The following is a 3390-nucleotide window of genomic DNA, read 5'->3' as shown; positions in this document are numbered from 1 at the left end:
AATATGTACCGCTCGACCTCAAGCCGGCGGTCAGCCGGTTCCTCGATCACTGGCAGCCGGATCTGGCAATCATCGCCGAATCCGAGATCTGGCCGATGACCATCCTCGAGCTTGGCGCGCGACGCGTGCCGCAGGTGCTGGTCAATGGCAGGCTGTCCGACCGCTCGTTCAAATCGTGGAAGAAACGCGCCAACATCGCCGAGGCGCTGTTCGAGAACCTGGCTCACGTCGTGGCGCAGTCGGATGTCGATGGCGAGCGGTTTCTCGCGCTCGGCGCGCGGCCGGTGACGGTGTCGGGCAACCTCAAGGTGGACACGTCGCCGCCTCCGGTCGACGAACGGGCGCTGGCGACACTGCGGCGGCAGATAGGCACGCGCCCGACCTGGGCGGCGATCTCGACCCATGACGGCGAGGAAGTGGTCGCGGCTGAAGTCCACGCGACGCTGCACAAGCGCCACCATGGTCTTCTGACCATCGTCGTTCCGCGTCATCCCGATCGCGCCGAGGCGCTTGCGGCGCAGATTTCCGGCATGGGCCTGAAGGTCGCGCGGCGCAGCAAGGGCGACAGGATCACGGCCGACACCGACATATTGCTTGGCGACACGATCGGCGAGATGGGGCTCTATCTCCGGCTGACGGAAATAGCCTTCGTCGGCCGCTCGCTGACCTCCGAGGGTGGCCAGAACCCGCTGGAGCCGGCCATGCTCGACACGGCGGTTCTCGCCGGGCGCAATGTGCAGAATTTTCGGGAGGCCTACCAGCGTCTCCTCGACAGCGGCGGCGCCAAGCTGGTGCGCGATCGCGACATGCTGGCCGGCGCCGTCAATTTCCTCCTGACCAACGAAGTGGCGCGCCACGAGATGATGGCGGCAGGCATTGCGACCGTCGACGAGATGCGCGGTGCGCTGGCGCGTACGCTGAAATCGCTTGAGCCCTACATCCAGCCGCTGGTCGTCAAGTCGCGCCTGAAGGGCGCGAACGGGCGCTAGCGTGGCCTCGGAAGCACCACCATTCTGGTGGGAAGAGCCGGACTGGCGGGTCCTGGCACTGTCGCCGCTGTCGGCCATCTATGCGGCTGCCGCCGGCCGCGGCATGCGGCGGGCCAAGCGTGAGAAGATCGAAGCACCTGTTCTGTGCATCGGCAATTTCACGGTTGGCGGCACCGGCAAGACACCGGTGGCCATCGCGCTCGCCAAGCAGGCCAAGCGCATGCATCTCAAACCAGGCTTCCTGTCGCGCGGCCATGGCGGCTCCTTCGCCGAGCCGCACGTGGTCGATATCGACCACGACAGCGCCCGGCATGTCGGCGACGAACCGCTGCTGCTCGCCGAACACGCGCCGGTGGCGGTGACGCCGAACCGCGCCGCCGGCGCCCGGCTGCTGCTGGAACGGAATGGCTGCGATTTCCTGATCATGGACGATGGCTTCCAGAGCGCCCGCATCCACATCGACTATGCGCTGGTCGTGGTCGATGCGCGCTACGGGATCGGCAACGGCCGCGTCATTCCGGGGGGGCCGCTCAGGGCCAAAATCGTCGACCAGCTGGTTTTCACCAGCGGGTTGTTGAAAATGGGCGAGGGCACTGCCGCCGACAGCGTGGTCCGCCAGGCGGCACGCGCCGGCCGGGCGATCTTCGAGGCCCATACAGAGCCAAGCGGCAAGGCAGGGCTTGCCGGCAAGCGGTTCCTCGCCTTCGCCGGTATCGGCCATCCCGAGAAATTCTTCGACACGGTGCGCGAGGCCGGCGGCGAACTGGCATTGACGCGGCCGTTTCCGGACCATCATTTCTATGCGGAGGACGAACTTGCCGAGCTGGCGGCGACCGCACGCACTGAGGGGCTGGTGCTCATCACCACCGCCAAGGACGCCGCCCGGCTGCGCCACGGCGCGTCACAGGACTTTCTCGACCGGCTCGAGGTGCTGGAGATCGACACGGTCTTCGAACTCGATCACGTTCCCGAGCGCATCATCGACGAGACGCTCGATGCCTGGCGCCAGCGCAAGCTGAAGGGTTAACTGCGCTTACGCAGCTCCGGATGCATCTCGATTTCACGGCGCAGCGAGGCGGTGGCGCTGATATAGGGCTCTTGCCTTGCGACGCTCCAGTACTTCAACTCGTCGAGCGGAATGCTTTCGCCTGTCACCGCGCAGCGCACGAACGCGCCGGGGCTGGTAACCTGGAAGTCGCCATCCAGGTAGCGGATGCGGGCTTCCTTGCCGCCGGGGCCTTCGAAACGGTTCATCATGCGGGGACGCCAGGGTTCATGAGAATTTCATCGCCATAAATTCCCGGCGAGGTCAAGCATGAGACAAGCCTGAGACAATGCTGAACGCTTATTGTGAAGCGGAAAAATGTAGTTGGTGGGCCGCAATGGACGTTTCCTCCACTCGTCTTCCCGCCCTGCTTAGGGAAGTGATGACGCCGCAAGCCGTGCCCTCGGGGCAGGCTGATCCAGTGATGACGGCACTGGTCAAGGCGCTGGTCCAACCGCCGGCGCCGTCTCTGCTCGCGCAGCAGACAGCGCCGGCGCTGTTGATTTTGCCGGCGGCGCCGATGGCCGTCAAATCGCAGCAGATCGCATCCGCCGGCATCGTCGATGCCTATCTTGCCCAGCTTGAGACGGGCGAAGAGGCGGCGTTGGCAACAGTCGTGGCGAGAAAGGCAAAACCCGAAGCCGAAACGCTGCGAGCCTTCTTGCCGCCTTCGACAACCGCCAATGACAATGCCTCCGCCAGGGTTGCGGGGCTGTCATTGCTGTCGCTTATCCCGCCGCAGGCTCCAGTCCCGCGCAACGCTGCCGCCCTGGGTACGCCGGCGGGCAGGCACAGGCCGGCCAATCAATCCCATGGTGCGGTGCCGCACCCTGAGCAGTTGCTGGTGAAAATTGGCTTTGTTTCGATAATGGCCGGTTTGCTGGGAGCGGTGATCCTTGGGTTCGTTTTGTTGTTGCTTCGCTGAGCTTCGAATCGGCCGGTTTTCCATATAGGTCCGGAAGGCCTATCGCTCGGCTTCGATAAACGCCTCGATCTTGTCCTGGGCCAGCCCGGCCTCTGCCGCGATGCGGCGGGCGAGGTCGGCGGCGGCGGCACGCGGCCGCCCCATCGGCCGGTCGAGCCAGTAGGATACCGGGTTGAGGGCTGTGCGCTCATCGACGGGAGTGATGCGGCCCGATTGTAATTGATGTCCGGTCAGCGGCGGGCGGGCCAGCGCGATGCCCAGCCCATAGGCGGCGGCGTCGAGCACCAGATTGTAGTCCTCGAAGCGGCGGTCCTGCGGGCGCGGGCGGTAATCCATGCCTTGCGCGGCAAACCAGGCGCGCCAGGCCGACGCGTCGGAATCGTTGATCAGCGGATATTTGAGCAGCCGGGCAGGGTCGCCCCGGCCGATCT

5 protein-coding genes are annotated in these 3390 nt (G+C 65.5%); 3 read left to right on the top strand and 2 right to left on the bottom strand.

All coding sequences use genetic code 11. The annotated features are described in order from the left end of the window. Together EN884_RS30290 and lpxK are read left to right on the top strand one after the other, a co-directional pair. A partial coding sequence (locus EN884_RS30290; RefSeq protein ID WP_164895244.1) for a 3-deoxy-D-manno-octulosonic acid transferase occupies positions 1 to 989 on the top strand: 989 nt, incomplete at its 5' end. Position 990: 1 nt separating this feature from the next. After that, complete coding sequence (gene lpxK, locus EN884_RS30285) at positions 991 to 2016, top strand: tetraacyldisaccharide 4'-kinase (RefSeq protein WP_013532342.1); 1026 nt, start codon at positions 991 to 993, stop codon at positions 2014 to 2016. Here the strand turns inward: lpxK and EN884_RS30280 are convergent. Further along, positions 2013 to 2246 carry a DUF2093 domain-containing protein gene (locus EN884_RS30280; protein WP_013532341.1) on the bottom strand — a complete coding sequence of 78 codons (234 nt, stop codon included), beginning with the start codon at positions 2244 to 2246 and terminating at the stop codon, positions 2013 to 2015. The two genes, lpxK and EN884_RS30280, sit on opposite strands and share 4 nt — an antisense overlap. Before the next feature lie 77 nt (positions 2247 to 2323). On the opposite strand from EN884_RS30280, the gene EN884_RS30275 reads away from it, so the two are divergent. Then, positions 2324 to 2959, top strand: a complete 636-nt coding sequence (locus EN884_RS30275; protein WP_244514290.1) for a hypothetical protein — start codon at positions 2324 to 2326, stop codon at positions 2957 to 2959. A 39-nt stretch (positions 2960 to 2998) separates the two neighbouring features. Here the strand turns inward: EN884_RS30275 and EN884_RS30270 are convergent. Then, the coding region (locus EN884_RS30270) for a LysR substrate-binding domain-containing protein (RefSeq protein ID WP_245492008.1) at positions 2999 to 3390 on the bottom strand (392 nt) is incomplete at its 5' end.

Origin of the sequence: Mesorhizobium sp. M7A.F.Ca.AU.001.01.1.1 (assembly GCF_004022735.1) — a bacterium.
Lineage (GTDB): Bacteria > Pseudomonadota > Alphaproteobacteria > Rhizobiales > Rhizobiaceae > Mesorhizobium > Mesorhizobium ciceri.
The sequence above is the reverse complement of the archived record's forward strand: the minus strand, read 5'-3'. Positions and strand labels throughout refer to the sequence as shown.

Bases quoted from the DNA above. Each gene is read 5' to 3' on its own strand.
- EN884_RS30280 (WP_013532341.1), bottom strand. From the start codon at position 2,246: ATGATGAACCGTTTCGAAGGCCCCGGCGGCAAGGAAGCCCGCATCCGC.
- EN884_RS30275 (WP_244514290.1), top strand. From the start codon at position 2,324: ATGCTGAACGCTTATTGTGAAGCGGAAAAATGTAGTTGGTGGGCCGCA.